An 18,498-nucleotide genomic window follows, 5' to 3' on the forward strand; every position below is an offset into this window, starting at 1 on the left:
ACGGTATTCGGTTTACGGGAGCTGACGCAAGCTAAAAAGAACGCGTTAGCCACCGTAAACCGACTACTGTAAACGGCCTTTAATTCTTCACAAAAGGTAATTTCACAACCTGCGCCTTCAGCAGCCGGTCGCGGACTTTGACGAATAGTTCGGAACCCGGTTTGCTGTATTCGGTCGGCACATAGCCCATGCCGATGCCTTTGCCGAGCGTGGGCGATTGCGTGCCGGAGGTAACTTCGCCGATCCGGTTGCCGTCGGCGTCGCAGAGTTCGTAATGACTACGCGGAATGCCCCGGTCGATGAGCTCAAACCCGACGAGTTTACGTTTCAGCCCTTCTTTTTTCTGGTGTTGCAGGTTGTCGGAATTGACAAACGGTTTGGTGAACTTCGTTACCCAGCCTAACCCGGCTTCCAGGGGCGAAACCGTATCGTCCACGTCGTTGCCGTAGAGACAGTACCCCATCTCGAGCCGCAGCGTATCGCGCGCACCCAGACCGATGGGTTTGATGCCGTATGGCGCACCGGCTTCGAAAATCGCTTTCCAGACGGATTCGGCCTGTTCGTTGGCGACGTAAATTTCAAAACCGCCCGCACCGGTGTAGCCCGTTGCCGAAATAATGACATTCGGAAAACCGGCAAAATCCGCTTTTTCGAACGTATAATACGACATGGAATCCAGCAGAACATTTGTCAGCGGTTGCAGCGCCTGAGCCGCCAGCGGGCCCTGAACCGCAAATAGACAGGTGCCGTCCGATATATTGACCATCTCCAGCCCGTCGCCGAAATCGTTCTGACTCTGAATCCAGTTCCAGTCTTTTTCGATGTTCGACGCGTTGACCACCAGCAAGTATTCGATGGGGCTGATCTGATAAACAAGCAGATCGTCGACGACGCCACCCTGATCGTTCGGCAGGTAGCTGTATTGCACCTTGCCGTCGTAGAGCAGCGAGGCATCGTTGGCCGACACTTTCTGAATCAGATCCAGGGCTTTTTCGCCTTTCAGAATGAACTCGCCCATGTGCGATACATCGAAAACGCCGACGCCGTTGCGGACGGTCTGGTGTTCTTCAATGTCGGACGAATACCGCACTGGCATCAGAAAACCAGCAAACGGCACCATTTTTGCCCCGAGTTGTTCGTGAAGGCGTTCGAGCGGTACGTGCTTTAATTCCATAAAACGGAAGAAGTGAAAATGCAGTCGGATTCCGGTTCCACGCATCGATCGCGCGCCTTATCTTTGAACCCGAATCACAAAACTACCGAATTGTTGACGGTTTTCCATGTATACAAACGCCCGCTGCCGGTTTCTGTTTCTGATTGTCTTTTTATTTACTTCTTTTTATGTGTTTGCTCAAACGACTCTGAAAGGCCAGGTGCTGATCGAAACCGATGGGCAGCCGGTTGCCTACGCGCTCATCACCGAACCGCAACACCGGTTTGGGACCTACGCCGATGCGCAGGGCCGGTTTACCGCCACGATTCCGGCGGGCATCGATACGCTGCTGATTAGCTGCGTCGGCTTTGAGACTCTGCTGTTGCCGCTGGCCGGATTGTCTGAATCCACGGCGTACCGACTGCGTGCGAAGCCCAATGTCCTGACCGAAATTGTGGTTCGGGGCCGAAAACCGCGCCTTGCGACGGTGGGGGCCACGCGGAAGCGGGCGCCGATTGTCTGGGGAAATTGCTCGGGTCGGAACATTGAGTTTGCGCTGCACGTCCGCAACACCAACGGGATTCAGGGGTATTTGCACCGGGTTTCGTACCTGATTGCGCGCGGGGGCATGCCGACGGCGCCATTTCGGGTGCGCGTATATGCCATCACGGACGGTGAGCCAGGCGCGGATCTGCTGCCGCAGAGCGTGGTAACGTCCGCCCGCCGGGGCAATACCTGGTGCGAAGTCGATCTGTCGCGCTACCAGATTGCGTTTCCGAAAGAAGGCTTATTCATTGCCATGGAATGGCTTCCGACCGACGAAGCCCGGTACAAATTTGCGACCTCGTTTAAAATGCCGGACGGTCAGAAAAATGCGCGGGAGTGTTTCGGGCAATACCTGGCGTTCAACCGCGAACTCCGCACGGCGACCTACTGGGAGCGCATCAACGGCGGAACCTGGCGACGCAACGCGCCCCTTTCGCGCGTCGGCCTGGGCGAACACCCGGTGATTCAGGCGAAGATTGCGCTGGAGTAATGACTACCTGACCAGGATTTCGTATCTTGGCTTTGTTAACGCAGACTCAACAATGGGAACGATTGTCATTAAAGAGCAGATCAAACGCCGAAATCCGAAAGTGCCCGATTACCTGGTTTATGAGAAATTGGGCCGACGCACCTTGTATTACAAAGGATACAAAGAGGTGCTGGCGGGACGCAAAACACCGGAAGAAATTATGGGTTGCAGCGATATTCAGGGAGCGGTCGTGGCGGCTCTGTTGGGCCATTTATATACCCACATCAACCGGAAAGCTTATTTACTGACCACCAACGAAGTGGGGTTACTTATGCCGAACCTAGGCCGAACCGCTAACGATATTGCGATTTTCGACCGCAGTACAATTACAGAATTGCACGGAAAGTATTTCAAAATACCGCCCAAAGTGGTGATTGAATTTGACATCAAAGTGGACGTAGAAGAGTATGCCGCCGGTGACCAGGATTACATCTGGGACAAAACCGATAAACTGCTGGCCTTCGGCGTCGAACGAGTGATCTGGATCACCTCCGCAGCCCGGAAAGTATTCGTAGCCGGACGTAACGAACCCTGGATTACGCAAACCTGGGCCGATAATGTGACGGTTTTGGAAGATTGCACGCTGAATCTGGCGGAGTTGTTACGGGAAGAGGGGATTTCGTTTTGATAGTAAATTTTTAAATTTATACCCCGGTTAAATATCCAATAAAAGCAAATTTTTATGATTTAAATTAAATAGAAATATTTCTATTTAATTGGTTGGGCTATAGGGTTTCTGTGCTTATCTCGATACCATAAAAACCATTCTGCATACTCTTTTTTGTGCATAGATATGGTTTTACTCATCATTAAATTGAAAATTACGAGACTGAACATAATAGTTAATTCGGCGATCGATTGAGCTTCTTCCATATTTCTTAATTGCACGACTGCTCCATTACCATCATCACCACTTATTAGAACTTTGGTTGAAAGATCGGTACCATGTGTCTGATTAGACCAAATCTTGTAATAAAACTCATGTAGATCAAACCGGTTTATTCTCATGGCCAGCCATTTTACTGATTTTGGCCCCTCAAATAGCGAATACCACTTGATATCTGCGTTTTTAGTGTTATTGCCGGTTAGTTTTAAGTACTCAATACGAGCTTCTTTATATTGAGGCATATTAATAAGTGATTCCTGATTTTTATAAGCACGAATTATGTCTTTAATAGGAGATAAGTTGGATATTATAAAACCATGTTTTTTTAAACCTTCTAGTAAATTTTTATTTTCAATAGTATTCGGAATTAGTTGCTTGTAATAATTTAGTTTTCGGTAATAATCAACGAGCAAAAAGCATGCAGCACGGCGTTTTCTGTCTTTTTCAAGTAAATATTCTAAGCTAAAATAAGTCTCTAAAAGGGCACGTAACTGTACTTTACAAGGAACAATAATCCCATTTTTATTTGCACAGATATTGCATCAATAAGCTCCAATATGTATCTAAATAATAGTGCTTCTGCTAAGTCTATTTCGTTTCGTTCTTCTAGTCTTCCTTTACCTTCCTCAAGGTGCCACGCCAGAATGTGTGTTCCAAAACAGACCAGTTCATGGAGTGCATTATAATATAAATTCATTATTGAATCCGCTTTGGGATCAATTGGTAATGGTAATAAATCTTCTATCGGTTTTGTCATTTACTCTATCTTAGGAAAAGTAAGTTGATGCAGAGAAGGATTACACAAACTAATATAATTTCTTCAAATTATAGTCTTCTCCAAATAAAACCAAATTTCATTAGTATAATTTTTTGCCGGCAATCACCCCTCAATTTGACGCATTTACACCCGTCCCATTTCACCCTTCCCCACTACTTTTGTTATGTAAACTTTAACACACGGTAACCAACCCCAACTCCCATGAAATTCCAAACAACCCTGCTCAGCCACGGAAAAACCGCTACGGGCGTGGAGGTGCCGCCGGAGGTGGTGGCCAGTCTGGGAACGAGTAAGAAGCCCGCGGTTCGGGTGACGATCAACGGGTTTACCTACCGGAGTAGCGTGGCCGTCATGGGCGGCAAATTTTTGCTGGGCGTCAGTGCCGAAAACCGGGCGGGCGCGGGCGTAGCCGCCGGGGATGTCATCGAAGTGGAGCTGGAACTCGATACCGAACCCCGCGAAGTGGCACTCCCGGCCGATTTTGTAAGTGCTTTGGAAGAAAACGCCGACGCGAAGCGGTTTTTTGAGGGCCTGTCGTACAGCAACAAACGACGCCATATCCTGAGCATCGAAGACGCCAAAACCGAGGAGACCCGGCAAGGGCGCATTGTGAAAGCGATCCAACTATTTCAGGAAGGAAAAGTTTAAGCGGGTTTTACGGGGCTATAAAACCGCTTCCGCCAGCCGCTCCCGCAGCTCATTCTGGTAGAAATCAAACAGATACAGGCCAATTAACTCGTGACCGATCGCGTTCAGGTGGCCGGAATCGTCGGTCATGAAATACTGTTTCTGCGGACAGATGTAAAGGTGCGTGTCCAGCACATGAACGCCTTTCTGCTGGCCGATTTGCCGGAACAAGGCACGACCCTGCTCCCGCAGCCACCGGCTCACCATATCGAGGTGCGGAAAGGGCGTTAACAGAACGACTTTCCGACGGTGGGGTTGCAGGTAGTGCAGTAAATCAGCCAGTTGCTGCTGCATTTCGGTTAACCGGCCGACCTGCCCAACCTGCGCCATCACCTTCAAGGTCAGTAATTTAACCACGCTTTTGATCTGTTTCAGCATCGAAGGCCGGTCGGGAAAAGGAACGTGCGAATGGCTCCGCAGCGCTTCCAGACTGGCCGGTTTGGGCGGCTGGCCCGCACGCGGTTGTAGGATAGTGTGCTGGTGTTTTTTGAGCAGGTTCGTAAACGCCGACGGGTGCTGAAGACGATAATTGCCCAGTTGCAACACAATCAGCTCGTACGAATCCAAGTCCAGCTGGCGCACCAGCGAACCGGCCAGGGGCAGGTCGAAGGGCGTGAAATAATCAATGTTGACCTGCTCGCCGACTTGTTGCAGCCGTCGGCCAAATTGCTCCACAAAACTTTTTCCGGGGCGTAACCCATAGCCATAAGTATGGCAGCCGCCGATTACCAGCATTCGCATCGTTCAATACCGTAGTCAGGTTGTATCTCTTTTCTGAACCTTACGCAATCCGCCGATTTAGCGTTGCAACGGGGAGATGAAAGAATGATTAAAGATGCGAGCGTTGGGACGTATGCCGGAGAATTGGTGGGCAAACTTCCCGCTCAACCGGTTCGGTCGCCTACCTGGCCGAACCGGTTGAACGGTTTCGGAAAATTCATCAAAAAACCGCCTGGAACACTAGCTGATGCTATGAACCGATTGATAACCAACTTTTTCCAAAACCGGAACAATTTTCACTAAATGATCATCCTTTAACCCTCTCCGGGATTTCAGGAAGTGGACCAGTGTTTTGACCGGAATACCGGCCATTTTTTCAACGATTTGTACCCGAACGAGCTTCCGAGTATCGTCCGAAAAAAATGCTTTTATATTTTGTCGTTCAGTCATTAGGATGGCCGCAAAAATGCCGGAATTAGGTGAGTCAATGAACGGATTTGTATCCGCGGGCAATAAAATACGGGAACCCCGCACACACTCCTACTGCCACCGAGTATTCGGCGGTTTTCGGTGAGTAACCGGCGGAATAGGGTGGGTGGAATAAAACGCTAGTTAAAGACGTTCAACAGAACTTCCTTGCGGCTGCGCGAGACGGGCACCGACGAATTATCGCTCATCACCACGTAGCCGCCCTCGCCCCGGATGTAGCGCAGAATTTCATTCAGATTGATCAGGTGGGACTGGTGCACCCGCAGAAACGAGCTGCCATCGAGCAGTTCTTCAATTTCTTTCAGCGTGCGCGACACCAGCAACGGCTTGCCGGCTTTCAGCAGCACGTGCGTGTAGTTGTTGTCGGCTTCGCAGCGGATAATTGCTTCGATCGGCACCATTTCGAAACCCTGGTTGGTGGGCAGCGCAATTTTTTGCAGGACTTTTTTTGTATCCAGTTTCTGTAACAGCAGTTCGATCTGCTGGGCCATCTGCTGTTCCGACGGTCGTTTAATTTTGGCGACGGCTTTCCGCAGATCATCTTTATCGATCGGTTTGAGCAAATAATCCAGCGCGCTAAACCGAATGGCTTTGATGGCGTACGAATCGTAGCCCGTCGTGAAAATGACATCGAACGGAATGGCCGTCAATTGTTCCAGCAATTCAAAACCGTTCATCACCGGCATCTCAACATCCAGAAACAACACATCCGGGGCTTGTTCCACCAAAAACCGCAATCCTTCCGTAGCGGATCGAAACTGCGCAACCACCTGAATTTCAGGGCAATATTTTGCAAGCTGCATGGAAAGTGTTTCCCGGCAGTGGGCTTCATCGTCGATGATGACGGCTTTAATCATAGGAATTCAATTCATTAACTGGACTGCGCCAGCGGAATCTTTAACACCACGCGCGTTCCCGCCGGTTCGCCCAGCGCATCCACCAGATCGTGAATCACCACCGTCGGTTGCTGACCGTACAGTGTCTGGCTCAACTTCAGACGGTCGGCGGTAATCTGCATGCCCATCGATTTAGCGTGGGTCGCCGATTTGCTTCTTAGCTCGGCGGCTTTCTGGCGGCCCACACCATTGTCTTCAATCGTGCAAATTAACAGTTCATTCTGCTTCCGAACGTCGATCGTCAGGTGCCCGCCCAGTTCTTTCTGCATCAAACCGTGCCAGATTGCGTTCTCCACGTACGGCTGGATGATCATCGGCGGGATAATGGTATACGCCGGTTCGATCTGCTCATCCACCTGAATGGCAAACGTAAACTGCCCGTCGAACCGCACCGATTCCAGCTTTACGTACAACGAAAGCGCTTCCAGTTCGCTTTCTAAACTAACCGTTGGGGCCGTGGCGTGTTGCAGAATCAGCCGGATTAATTTCGAGAATTTCGACAAATAATCCGAAGCGGCTTCCGATTCGTTTTTCATGATAAACCGGTTGATCGAGTTCAGGCTGTTGAAAATAAAATGCGGGTTCATTTGCGCCCGCAGCGCCTGCATTTCCATTTCAGCCAGCTTTTTATTGATGGCGGTTTTTTGCCGTTCCTTCCGTTCAATCTGCCGGATTCGGAACCGGAATCCCCCGTAAATCAGCCCCAGCAGGGCAATTGCGTTCAGGATGATAAACCAGCCCGTTCGCCAGAAAGGCGGTTGAATCGTGATGTTCAGCAACGCTCCCTTCTCGTTCCAGACCCCGTCGTTGTTGGCGGCTTTGACGCGGAACTGGTAGTCGCCCGGTGGCAGATTGGGATAGCTCACAAACCGCCGGGTGCCGCAGTAAACCCAGTCCTTATCGACGCCGACTAACTGGTAAGCATACTGGTTTTTTTCGGACTGGATGAAATTCAGGGCAACAAAATCGAACGAGAGGTCATTGTCTTTGTACAATAAGGTCAGCGGTTTTTCGGGCAGCGCGGTGTTTTTCTTTCCGATCTGCACGCTGGTAATGTGCACGGGCGGAATCCGGGAATTGGTGCGGATGGTGTGGGGCGAAAACAGGCTAAAGCCGTTGGCTCCGCCGAATAACAGGTCGCCTTCCGGGCCACGGGCGTAGGCTTCAAAGAATTCGTTGGCTTGCAGTCCGTCGCTTTTGTCATAATTCCGGCACACATACGAGTTGGGATTGAACCGGCAGACACCGTGATTGGTGGCCAGCCACAAATTGCCTTCATTGTCTTCCAGAATACCGACAATGTGATTGCTCGGCAGGCCGTTGTGCGTGGTGAAAGCCGTAAAGGAGTCGGTTTTCGAATCGTAGCGGTTTAAACCGCCCTGATTGGTTCCGATCCATAACCGGCCCCGGCTATCTTCGTACAGACACCGGATGTCTTTGTCGTTCACGTGGCCCTGTGAGTATTGAAAATCGGGCTGGTAGTGCCGAAAACGCCCCGTTGCGACCGTAAGTCGGCTAAGTCCTTTGCGACTCGAAGCCGCCCAGACCGTTCCGTCGCGGGTGGGCAGGGCCACAATCAGACCTTCATCGCTCAGGCTGGCCGGATTTTTCGGATCATGCCGGTAGTAGACGAACTGCTGGGTTCGCGGATCAAAACGGGCCATTCCCCGGCCGCCAATCCACAACGTTCCGTCCGATCCTTCCCGAATGCTCCGTACGCCCACTTCGCTGAAAAACCGGGTAAACCGACCGGTTTTTCGATCGTAACGGTGCAGGTAGCTTCCGGCACCGATCCACAACTGACCGGTGTGATCCTCCCAGATCGCATTGACATCTTTACTGGCAAGTTGGCCGGGTTGAGCCGCATCGGCCGGAAAATACCGGTAAACGCCCGTCCGAAGCTCGTACGAATAAAGGCCGTCCGACTCATTGGATAGCCAAATGGTTCCCGTGTGATCCTGGCACAACGCCCGAATGCTGTTTTCCGGTAAACGCGTCGCGCCGTTGTTCAAAACGACCTGAAACGTTTGAAACTTCTCCGGCACCGGGCTCAGTTTATCCAGCCCGTTGTCCGTTCCGACCCAGATGCTCCCTTCCCGATCCTGAAAAATCGAATAAATCATGTTGCTGCTCAGGCTCCCCGATTGCAGTTGATTGGCGTGAAAACGAACCCATTGACCGGTTGCCAGTTCCAGCCGGAACAAGCCTCCCTGACCGGGCGGAGCAATCCAGACATTTCCGGACCGATCGGTGAATAAGGCACCGCTCAGCGACAGCGACCGGTTATCGTGCCGAACGGTTTTGAAGGTGTTGTAACTGACGGGCGCATTGCCCGGTTTCATCTGGTACAGCTTTCCGCTTTCGGACTGAATCCAGAGTGTTCCGGCCGGGTCTGCAACCAGGGTTGAAATGGAAGTCGTCGTGTCCGCGGCTTCGAGCGGTAATTCAATCCGGGTGTAGGCGGTTGTCCGGCGGTCAAACCGGAACAAGCCTTCCCGCGTTCCGACCCAGAGCTTTCCCCCACGATCTTCCTGAACCGCATAGATGTCGGACCCGGCCGGGCTGGGCGGATTGAATGTCTGAAAGGTGTTGGTTTTCGGGTCAAACCGGTTGAGCCCTTCCCGCGAAGCGATCCAAAGCAAACCTTCGTGGTCTTCGATGACCGAATACATCACATTGCGCAGCGAAATCCGGGCGGGATCGATCCGGAAAGCCTGGGCTTTTCCGCTCCGCCGGTCGAACCGGTGAAGCCCTCCGCCCAGCGTCGTTACCCACATCCGGCCCGCGCGGTCTTCGCAAATGGACGTAATGACATTGTGCCCAAACGTATGTGCCGGGTCAGCCGGATCGGGTTTATAAACCGTAAAGGAATACCCGTCGTACTTGTTCAGGCCGTCGCGCGTACCCAGCCAGAGAAAACCATCCCGGTCCTGCCAGATGCACAGCACAGAATTCTGGGAAAGCCCGTGTTCAGCTGACAGATGTGAAAACCGCCCCGACCCCTGATGCGAAGGAAGCTGCCCCCAGCTGTGATTCAGCCCCACAACAACGAGCTGGCCGATGCAAACCAGCAGACGGAATATAGTCCGGGTTTTCATGGAATTTACTGCTTAATAACTTTACTCCGTTGCACCGTCCGGCCTTCTTCGTCCTGAATCAACACAAAAAACAAGCCAGCGGGCAAAGTCGCTACGTCGATGATGCCGGAGTAATTGGTGGCTGTCCGACCCAAAACCCCCGAGCGCAACGCAACACCGCGCACATCCACCAGCGTAAACCGGTACGTCCGGCTTTTGACGGATTCGGGTACAAACGCAATCGTCACCTGTTTCGCCACCGGATTCGGGAAAATCCGCAGACCGGTTTCGGCAAGAGCGGGTGGATTGACCGCCGTAATCACGTCCAGCGTAATTTCCTGCGAAAGCAGTTCGGCGCAGCCATTGGCGTTGGCCCGTACGGAATACTTGCCGGACTGCTGGGCGGTATACGACTGCTGGTTCGCGCCCGGAATCGGGACACCGTTCAGAAACCACTGGTTGCCGGTGGCTGCATTGGACGTCAGCTTATACCCGTCGCGGGTAATCGTCGGAGCCTGCGGATCTTTGACGGTCACCACTACTGCTGCTGAGGTCGCCGGTGGACACTCGCCCGAAGCCCGGACACTGTAGGAACCGGCTGCGGCCACTGACAAGGTCGACGACATTGCTCCCGAAACGGCCTGCCCGTTCAAAAACCATTGGTACGAATAACCAACTACGTCTTTCGCCCGCAATACAACTGACGTGCCCCGGCAAATATCCGGCGATCCGTCGGGCGTTACCACGGCCACCACAGCAGCCCCCGGTTTTGGCGTTACGGCCACCCGCTCCGACGCCGGGCAACCGGCGGCTTTGACCCGCAGATTGTACAGATAATAATAGGCCGTCGTTAGCGTGTCCGCACTATTAAATAACGAACCTTTCAAACTCATCACGCCGGGAATCTGAAACGGGAAACCGGTGACACCCAGATTACTCCGAAAAATCGACGCGCCGTCTTCGTACGCAATGGCAATGGAGTAGGTTCCTGCTTCGGGAATCGACAAATTCAGCAGGTATTCAGCGCCCGGATCGGTTGGATCGTCCGATAGCTGCCCCGCTGGTGGTGTTCCGACGGGCGTATTGGCACTGCGGGTTGGGGTTACGTCGAGCGTGACGCTGGAAACGGCTGCACCGCCCGGTTTTTGAACCGTAAACGTAATCCGGCCCGCGCTGCCAATGTATAACCGCGCACTTTCCAGCACAATCGGAACCTGCGTTGAAAAGACGGGCTGCGGGCCAAAATTGCCCGAATAGGTCCCCCCCCCGAAGGTCTGCTTCGTTGGTGGACCGACAACGCCGGTAAATTGGTTTAAGGCTGCGTAATAAATTCCGCTGGCCGGTCGGCTGAGGGCTGTTGCCTGGTTTCCGGCGCCAATCAGATTCCCGCCCGTCGGGGCGTCGTACCAGAAAGCCGTGCCGCTGCCGGTATTGCGCAGGGATACGGCACTATTGTCACAGGCGGAAACGGAGAAACTACCCTGCTCGGTCGTGGTCGCCGAAGTGGTCAAAATGCTCACCAGTTCATCATTGGCCATATTCTGGTCGGTTGCCAAACGCGACTGAATGATGAAGCGATAGGCGGTGGCGGCTCGGAATTCGCCCTGACCACGCAGAAGCAACTGCGTTTCCTGCGATGGCCCCAACGCTACTTTCAGGGTGTCGCGCAGATTGGCAACAGCGGTTCCAAAGGGCGCCAGAATCTGGACGGAAACCGGAATGTTGCGCTGTTCCGTTGAGCCATAATTACGAATGGTTACCACCACCTGAAAGTCGGTCTGGTTGCAAAAACCGTTCTGGGGCGACAGCACCGCACTGATTCCGACATCATTTTGCGGCCGAACAAACCGCACCTGATAATCCTGCGTTTCGCCATTCGCGTAGTTGCCACACGCCTGCACCGCGTTGGCGTCCGCCGTGGCCACCGTCACGATCCGCATGCGGGTAGATTGTCCGTCTATTAAACCGCTCGGTGTGGTCACGGTACCCGAAAAAACCGCCGAGGTAGTCAAAGCGGAAGAAGTGGCCACCAGTTCATCAGCATCGTCAAAATCACCATCTATGTTCCAGTCTATGAATGCTTTGGTGATGGTTGGGCGGTTTTCTCCGCAGGAACCAATGGTTATATCCAGCGGCAGTTTCTGCCCAATCGACACGGAAGCCGTTGCATTCGTAAAATCGGAATACGTCTGACAACCGGCGCTGCCGGCCTGATCGATCGTGCCAAACCGCACACGGTCGATGTTGGCCGAACCCGTCGATGTAGCCGCCGACGCACAATATTCCTTCCCGCCGGTTCCGCTGACGATCAAGGCAAAATCCTGTTTGCCGTTCAGCAGGGTATTTTTGTGCGAAATGGTCAAGGTGTAGGTTTTTCCGGGAATGGCATCTGCAATCAGAATTTGCTCCACATTGTCCCGAACGTTATCGCCCCGTGTGGCCGGATTGGCGGGATTGGCGGGATCGAGCACCCAGGGCTGGCGGGTTTGCGAACCGTCGGCCACCCGAATGTCCAGATCGTTGACCAGCCGGGGAGTCCGGTTATTAAAATTCGCGGCCGTTGCCGTCAACGCTGCCGCTTCCGGGTCGGTCCAGCAAATGGTTACAACCAGCGGCCCGCGCCCCGATGCCACCAGTTGCACGGTTTGCTTGTCGCCCTGATTCAACGTCCGCTCTTCCAGAAGGTGGCTTTTGTCGACATTCCCGATCACCCGGGCGGCTTTTTCTGCATTGAGCAGTCCCCAACCAAACCGGTAATCAGGTCCGGGGGCGTCACCGGCTTCGTTGGTGGTGTGCAGCGCCAGCCCTTTCAAGGTCGACGACCGCATGAACTGACCATTGTGCAACTGGGCGTAATATTCCTGCAACAGCAGCAGCGAACCCGACACGTTCGGAGCCGCCATTGACGTGCCGGAAAGGGTGGTGTAGGCGTTGTCGCTGGCCGATCCGGCCGACAAGACGCTGACGCCCACACCCACCAGATCCGGTTTGATGCGCCCGTCGTCGGTCGGCCCCCACGAACTGAAACTGGCCAGCCGAACATCCGAAGGCTGGGCATAGTCGGTCGGAATACTGCTGACGGCACCCACCGACAGAATGTTTTTGGCGTTGCAATCCGTCGAAATCTGATCGTACCCGTTCTGGTTGTTGCGGGCGGTTTTGCTCATGGTGTTGCTGTTCCCGATCCAGTAGGAAATCCCCGCGCCCGGCCCGTTCTGGCCGTGGGTGTTTCCGGCGGATTTCACCAGCAGGTAATAGGGTGCCGCCACGGCAATGCGATCCAGACTACGCGCTCCATTGTTATAAATCCCAAATTTGTAATCGTCGGACGCACTGACGGTTGAGTCTCCCCACCACTCCCATTTGAGGTCACCCGCCCGGTCGGCGTTGAAAAGCCAGCCCGCCACAATGTTATACGAATGGTTGGAGAGCAACAGATCCGGTGCCGCAGCCGCAATTTCGGCGTCGTCATTATCAAAATCATACGCTTTCAGATTGGCCCCGAACGCCATGCCCCGCGTCCGCTCATTCACTCCTTGCCCAATCATAATTCCGGCCACGTGGGTGGGGTGATTGGAGATGGTTTTGTTGCTATCGCGTTGGGTCACCCGCCCGGCCAGTTCCACGTGGGTCGGACGAACTTTGCCGCCATCCCAGATACCCAGTTTGTCGCGCACGGTCGCGCTGTTTCCCGATAACGACAAACCGAGTGACCCGCCCGAATAGAGTGCCGATGTCCGGGTCGTATTTCCGGCGCGGGTCGTACTGGTGGTGGCGTTAAAGAGCAGATTTCCCCGTTCGTCGATATCGCTCAGCATCAGAACGGTTCCGTCGGAGCGTTCCTGACGCAGGGGAATCCGGCGGTTTCGGGCGATTTCAACGGCCCGCAGATACGACGGCTGGCGGTTTTGCTGCAAACTCTGGCTAAGGCGGTTAAGCGTCGTTCGCTGCTGCAGAGTATACAGCGGTTTTTGCGCATTGGCTCCCAATGCCACGCCCACCAACAGGCCAATGCACAGGTATCGGAAAAGTAAAGACATAAAAAAAAGCTAAGCCCAACAAGTTATTTAAAACTGTTGGGCTTAGCATGTAATCAGAACGGATTTTTAATCCGTTTCGTATTAAACCGCCTTCTGAGCTGAAAGAACGACCTCTTTTACCTTTTTCGTAGTTGCGTTGGAAACTTCAACCCGGTAGGTTCCATTTTCGGCATCTTTCAAACCGAAATGAATCGTATTACCTTCTCCCAATTGTTCGCTGGCAATTACTTCGCCGTTCAATTTTGATAATTTAACCGTAATCGGTTGATCGTCAACTCTATTTACAACGACCGTTACGTTCGCCTGTGGTCCTGAATGATTCACTAAAGAATTTAACAGGGATTTAGGTGTAACTGCGTCGACAACGAAAATCATAACGATTGCCATTCCTAAGGCAATTAACGAAGCTTTGAGTGTGGTGTTCATCTTTTTATTTGTTTACGGTGAAAAACCTTTTTTGTTATTGTTCAACAAAGTAACTATAAAAAGATGGTATAAAGTTCTGCCCATTTAAGACGCTGATTTTCAGTGCAATTTTTATTTCTATAGGTAATTGCAATTGTACTTATCCGTACCAAATATTATTTGGTTTATTTTTTAATAACTTACATTAAATTTTCAGCCTTGCCGTTTCGTCAAGAATGAGAAATATTCGAAAAATTCAAAAGTTCTTTATATAATACAATTATATTTTTTATTTTCCGATCCTGACAGGACTTTTTCACGCCATTTGATTACTCAAAAATCAATGATCTGAACAATCAGGTGTCTTTTTTGGAAAAATCAACCGCTCTCAAGCCCGAAGGATCAGACTATCGTATCTCTGAATAATACAATGAGTACTCGTACCAGACTTCGAGCCCGATTTCCGGTCAGGATGAAAAAAAAGCGGTGTAGGTTTTTCCTACACCGCTTCAGACGTTTCCGGTTTTAGCGAAACCGGTTCCGATTGTTTCTGTGGGGGTATGTATTGCCGGAAAAAGCTGGCAATTTTCATCTGTAACACGCCAAAAACAGCTTCTTTAAAAATCCCGGTCGACATTTTGGATACGCCCTTGGTGCGATCTGTAAAAATAATTGGTACTTCCGTCATGCGATACCCGTATTTCCAGGTCAAAAACTTCATTTCTATCTGGAACGCGTAGCCAACAAACCGAATATTATTCTGGAGTATGGTCCTGAGTACGTGTTGGCTGTAGCAGATAAAGCCCGCCGTCGGGTCCATCACCGACATGCCGGTAATAAACCGTACGTAAATCCCGGCAAAATACGACATCAGCACCCGGCCCATCGGCCAGTTCACCACGTTCACACCGGTAATATACCGGGAGCCGATGGCGACCTCGTTGCCGGTATTGACACAGGCTTCGTAAAGCCGCACCAGATCGTCGGGATTGTGGGAAAAATCGGCGTCCATTTCGCAGATATACTGGTAACCCTGACCCAGAGCCCACTGAAAACCGGCGATGTAAGCTGTGCCGAGCCCCAGTTTGCCCTTGCGTTCCATGAGGTGAAGCCGCCACGGCAATCCATCAGCCCCGTATTCCTGCTGTAATTCTTTCACTCGTCGGGCTGTGCCATCCGGTGAGCCGTCATCGACAATCAGCACATCAAAAGGAGTCCGTAAACTCAACACTTTTCGAATGATGACCTCAATGTTTTCGATTTCGTTGTAGGTCGGAATGACCACCAAACATTCTTTCAAGGTTTGATTTGGGTTAGTGTACGCCTTTTCTCAATAACACAAAAAAAGCCGATTTTATGTAATCCCGGCCTTAAAATTTGTTAAAACTGCCTAGGATTCAGTGATTTTCAGTTCCGTGAGTCGTACGGCAAGTGCTTTGGCTTTCCGGATGCAGTCCGACAGGCTAACGCCCTGATACCAGTTGGCACACACAAACAGGCCGTCCGGCTCCAGCGTCGGCATTTTTTCCCGAACTGGCACCATCCGGGCGTCGTATTGTGGAATGGCGCGTTCCCAGCGCTGAAGCCACTGCCGAACGGGTGTTTGGGCCCGAACCCCGAATGCCTGAACCAACTCCTGATGTACGCGATCCCGAATGGTTTCGTCTGGCTGTAGTGCATTCCCGGCGCTTTGCCGACCACCCACCAGACTCGTAAACAGCACTTCATCGGCCGGGCAACGGCCTTCGAAAACCGAACTGCTCCAGATGTGTCCGGCCACAAACCGGTTTTCAATGCGGGGATTCAGCCCGCCGAATCCGTTGAGCGGGTGCGCCACGTCGGCCCGTTTATAAACCGTGTGCACTTCGGTCATGGGCGGATAATCAATTTGTTGCAACAGCGCGGCCACCTCCGGCCAGACGGGTTCGAGTAGCCCCGCAGAAGTGCCCGAATCGCAGGCCAGCACCACGGCGTCGGCGGTATACGTACCGCTCGCGGTTTCCAGCCGCCAGCCGGTTGCGGTTTTGCTGAGTCGGTTGACTGAATCGTTGAAATGAGCGGTTTTCAATTGACTGGCGAGCTTTAGGGGCAATGTCTGTAATCCGTTACGGAAACTGAACGACTGCCGTCGACCGGTCGAGCCCGCATTTTTCATAAAACCGGTCAGCACCGAACCATACGTTTTTTCGTAATCCAGCAGCATTGGAAACGTTTCCGACACCAGCAGCCGGTCGGGATCACCGCCGTACGTACCCGCCACAAACGGCGCCAGTGCGTACTCGACCACTTCCTGCGAAAACCGCCGACGAAAAAAGGCGCTCAGCGTTTCGCCGGGGGGTGAAACCGTGCGGTTGGAACGTTCCCGCCAAAACGCTTTTTTGGTTTCCCAGCTAAAATAAGACGAAAAAAGCAGCGATAACGGGCCCGACGGCAGTTTGCGGTAGGCGCCGTTCCGATACATATAGCGGGCTTTGCTGACGGCCCCCGCAAAACTAATTTCCGGCGTCAAACCCAATTGATCGAGCCAGTTCAGCATTTCTGCATCGCCCAGCAGCGAATTAGGGCCGCGTTCGATCAGGTAATCTCCTTCGCGCCGGGAAAGCATTACGCCACCCGCTTCGCTATTGCGGTCGAATAAGTGATAGGGTTGCTGGCGTTGCTGGAGTTCATGGGCCAGCGTCAGGCCCGAGATTCCCGCTCCAATAATGGCAATCATTTCTTCAGGTTTTTGAGTCGGGCGGGTAGTTTATTCTTGTTGGCATTGCTGCTATCCACCACGGTTTTGATTCGGGCCGTCAACTTTTTTTTGCCGGTCTTGCTGCTATCGACCGGTTTTTGGGGCTGGACGATCGGTGTCGCTTTGGCCACGCTGATGGTATCCACCTTTTTTTTGCGCCGTTCCAGTTCTTCGGTTACCTGTTTGTAGATATCCGCCAACAGCTCGGGGTTTGACGAGTAATAGGTGTAACTTTTGGAATAAGCCGCCGTGTCTACTTTGTATTTTCGAAAAACCTGTTTTTCCAGGTGTTTGTAAATCAAGGTATTACTATCCTGCGAAACCCGGTTTAGCTTCGTAACGCGTGCTTCGGCCAGGTGGATTTCGCTCAGAATCTGCGCCATTTGCTTTTCCGGAATCAGGTTATCGGGCGCTTCCGTCGATGAGTTCTGGCAAGCCAGCGTCAGGCTAATTAAGATAAACAGCGTCCATTGTCGAAAATGGCTGTACAGTTGCGCGTTCAATTTCGTTATTTTTGTCAAAACGGGTACTTGGATACAAATGTCGGGAATCCTGTTCTTACTAACACGCTGCTCGTCTCCACTGAACAAATTTTAACAAATTTTCAGTGCTGTTTGACTGAAAAATACGATGCACGATTTTTTGGCACGACTCTATCAGTTTGAAATCCGGATCCGAAAAGCCGTTAACTCGCAGATGCGCGGTAATTTCCGGTCGATCTTTAAGGGTTCCGGTTTGGAGTTCAGCGACTTGCGGACCTACCAATACGGCGACGACGTGCGGGCCATCGACTGGAACGTCTCGTCGAAAGGCCACGGAACCTTCGTTAAGATTTTTCGGGAAGAAAAAGACCAGACGGTTTTTTTCGTGATCGACGTCAGTGCGTCGCAGGAAATCGGAACCTCGACCCACTCAAAACTCGACACCACCCGCGAAGTCTGCGGGGTACTGGCGTTGTCGGCCATCAAGGAAGCCAGCCACGTGGGAATGTACTGTTTTTCGGATCAGAAAGAGAAATACCTGAAACCGTCGAACAGCATGAAACACGGTTATCAGTTGATTGTCAATTTGTTCAAACTGAAACCGGAGTCGGTTCGGACCAATCTGGCCGATGCGCTGCTGTTTACGCTCAATGTGCTGAAACGCCGGAGCGTGGTTTTTCTGGTTTCGGACTTTATCGATTCGGGTTATGAACACAACCTGAAAGCCCTCGCCCGAAAACACGATCTGGTGGTGATTCACATGTACGACCAGCGGGAAACCAACCTGCCTCGGTTGGGCATTATCCCGGTTTATGACACGGAAAGCCGCCGAACGGTTTGGGTCAACACCTCCTCCGCAAGCTTCCGCGACAGCATCAAGCAGACATTTCGGCAAAGCCAGCAGCAACTGGAGCGGTTTTGCAAACAGTATAACGCCAATTACGTCGCCCTCGATTCGCAGGCGGATTACGTTCCGCAACTGATCGAGCTGTTCCGCGTCCGCAAAACCCGGTGACACGAACGTGTTCACAATGACCAATGAATAATTAACAATGAATAAAAAGTACGAATCG

The 18,498-nt window shown here is 52.2% G+C and carries 15 protein-coding genes; 4 read left to right on the forward strand and 11 right to left on the reverse strand.

Annotated features, from left to right (window positions below; genetic code table 11):
- Positions 1–79: 79 nt before the first annotated feature.
- Complete coding sequence (gcvT, locus tag EHT25_RS11395) at positions 80–1,174, reverse strand: glycine cleavage system aminomethyltransferase GcvT (protein WP_124874525.1); 1,095 nt, start codon at positions 1,172–1,174, stop codon at positions 80–82.
- A gap of 106 nt (positions 1,175–1,280) precedes the next feature.
- On the opposite strand from gcvT, the gene EHT25_RS11400 reads away from it, so the two are divergent.
- Both EHT25_RS11400 and EHT25_RS11405 read left to right on the forward strand, forming a co-directional pair.
- Positions 1,281–2,189, forward strand: coding sequence for a carboxypeptidase-like regulatory domain-containing protein (locus tag EHT25_RS11400; RefSeq protein ID WP_124874527.1), 909 nt, complete (start codon positions 1,281–1,283; stop codon positions 2,187–2,189).
- Between the two features lie 52 nt (positions 2,190–2,241).
- Entirely contained in the window at positions 2,242–2,856 is a 615-nt protein-coding gene (locus EHT25_RS11405; protein WP_124874529.1) for a Uma2 family endonuclease, read from the forward strand.
- 80 nt (positions 2,857–2,936) lie between these two features.
- Here the strand turns inward: EHT25_RS11405 and EHT25_RS11410 are convergent, their stop codons facing one another.
- Both EHT25_RS11410 and EHT25_RS32970 read right to left on the reverse strand, forming a co-directional pair.
- Positions 2,937–3,650: a DUF5677 domain-containing protein gene (locus EHT25_RS11410; protein ID WP_221622283.1), complete on the reverse strand. Its 714-nt coding sequence runs from the start codon at positions 3,648–3,650 to the stop codon at positions 2,937–2,939.
- On the reverse strand, positions 3,590–3,871 hold the full coding sequence (locus tag EHT25_RS32970; protein WP_124874533.1) for a hypothetical protein: 282 nt from the start codon (positions 3,869–3,871) through the stop codon (positions 3,590–3,592). Before EHT25_RS32970 ends, EHT25_RS11410 begins: the two co-directional genes overlap by 61 nt.
- 222 nt (positions 3,872–4,093) lie before the next feature.
- On the opposite strand from EHT25_RS32970, the gene EHT25_RS11420 reads away from it, so the two are divergent.
- A complete protein-coding gene (locus EHT25_RS11420) occupies positions 4,094–4,540 on the forward strand; it encodes a YdeI/OmpD-associated family protein (protein WP_124874535.1) in 447 nt (148 codons plus the stop codon).
- Between the two features lie 15 nt (positions 4,541–4,555).
- Here EHT25_RS11420 and EHT25_RS11425 read toward each other — a convergent pair whose 3' ends face one another.
- The 8 genes from EHT25_RS11425 to EHT25_RS11460 all read right to left on the reverse strand — a co-directional run bounded on the left by EHT25_RS11425 (position 4,556) and on the right by EHT25_RS11460 (position 17,464).
- On the reverse strand, positions 4,556–5,320 hold the full coding sequence (locus tag EHT25_RS11425; protein WP_124874537.1) for an SGNH/GDSL hydrolase family protein: 765 nt from the start codon (positions 5,318–5,320) through the stop codon (positions 4,556–4,558).
- A gap of 587 nt (positions 5,321–5,907) precedes the next feature.
- The gene (locus tag EHT25_RS11430; RefSeq protein WP_124874539.1) at positions 5,908–6,645 is read right to left on the reverse strand and encodes a LytR/AlgR family response regulator transcription factor; all 738 of its coding nucleotides are present in this window, start codon (positions 6,643–6,645) and stop codon (positions 5,908–5,910) included.
- A gap of 14 nt (positions 6,646–6,659) precedes the next feature.
- On the reverse strand, positions 6,660–9,782 hold the full coding sequence (locus EHT25_RS11435) for a ligand-binding sensor domain-containing protein (RefSeq protein WP_124874541.1): 3,123 nt from the start codon (positions 9,780–9,782) through the stop codon (positions 6,660–6,662).
- A 5-nt stretch (positions 9,783–9,787) separates the two neighbouring features.
- A complete protein-coding gene (locus EHT25_RS11440) occupies positions 9,788–13,801 on the reverse strand; it encodes a S8 family serine peptidase (RefSeq protein WP_124874543.1) in 4,014 nt (1,337 codons plus the stop codon).
- A gap of 81 nt (positions 13,802–13,882) precedes the next feature.
- A complete protein-coding gene (locus EHT25_RS11445; protein WP_124874545.1) occupies positions 13,883–14,227 on the reverse strand; it encodes a T9SS type A sorting domain-containing protein in 345 nt (114 codons plus the stop codon).
- 478 nt (positions 14,228–14,705) lie between these two features.
- On the reverse strand, positions 14,706–15,506 hold the full coding sequence (locus EHT25_RS11450) for a polyprenol monophosphomannose synthase (RefSeq protein WP_124874547.1): 801 nt from the start codon (positions 15,504–15,506) through the stop codon (positions 14,706–14,708).
- Between the two features lie 90 nt (positions 15,507–15,596).
- A complete protein-coding gene (gene hemG, locus EHT25_RS11455) occupies positions 15,597–16,922 on the reverse strand; it encodes a protoporphyrinogen oxidase (protein WP_124874549.1) in 1,326 nt (441 codons plus the stop codon).
- Positions 16,919–17,464: a DUF4296 domain-containing protein gene (locus EHT25_RS11460; protein ID WP_229311500.1), complete on the reverse strand. Its 546-nt coding sequence runs from the start codon at positions 17,462–17,464 to the stop codon at positions 16,919–16,921. Before EHT25_RS11460 ends, hemG begins: the two co-directional genes overlap by 4 nt.
- Positions 17,465–17,573: 109 nt before the next feature.
- Here EHT25_RS11460 and EHT25_RS11465 point away from each other — a divergent pair, with 109 nt between their 5' ends.
- Positions 17,574–18,440, forward strand: a complete 867-nt coding sequence (locus EHT25_RS11465; RefSeq protein WP_124874551.1) for a DUF58 domain-containing protein — start codon at positions 17,574–17,576, stop codon at positions 18,438–18,440.
- The last annotated feature ends 58 nt before the right edge of the window (positions 18,441–18,498 follow it).

Source organism: Larkinella rosea (genome assembly GCF_003858635.1).
In the GTDB taxonomy this organism is placed as follows: Bacteria; Bacteroidota; Bacteroidia; order Cytophagales; family Spirosomataceae; genus Larkinella; species Larkinella rosea.